Here is a 370-nt window from a genome sequence, read left to right on the forward strand (position 1 = left end):
CACGAGCCCAGCGCGATGCCGATGGTCAGGAAGATCCAGGCCGCCAGCGTCCACGGCCGCACCCAGCGCGCCCAGGTCGCGTCGACCCGGCCCTCGATCAGTGCCGCCACCGCGAAGGAGAACGACATTGAGAGGCCGACATAGCCGAGATAGAGGAAGGGCGGGTGGAAGGCGAGCCCCGGGTCCTGCAGGAGCGGATTCATCCCCTCACCGTTGAACGGCGGCTCCGCGAGACGCAGGAACGGGTTGGAGGTGAAGATGATAAAGCCGAGGAAGGCCACGCCGATCCAGGCCTGAACGCTCAGCACGCGGGCGCGCAGCCGCGGCGGCAGAGCGCCACCGAACACGGCCGCCGCCGCCCCGAAGAGCG

At 69.7% G+C, this 370-nt stretch carries 1 protein-coding gene; it reads right to left on the reverse strand.

Translation table 11 applies throughout. The annotated features are described in order from the left end of the window. The coding region (gene ccsA / locus B3D39_RS13850) for a cytochrome c biogenesis protein CcsA (protein ID WP_286789815.1) at nt 1-370 on the reverse strand (370 nt) is incomplete at both ends.

Source organism: Thioclava sp. UBA3469, assembly GCF_002378135.1.
Taxonomy (GTDB): domain Bacteria; phylum Pseudomonadota; class Alphaproteobacteria; order Rhodobacterales; family Rhodobacteraceae; genus Thioclava; species Thioclava sediminum.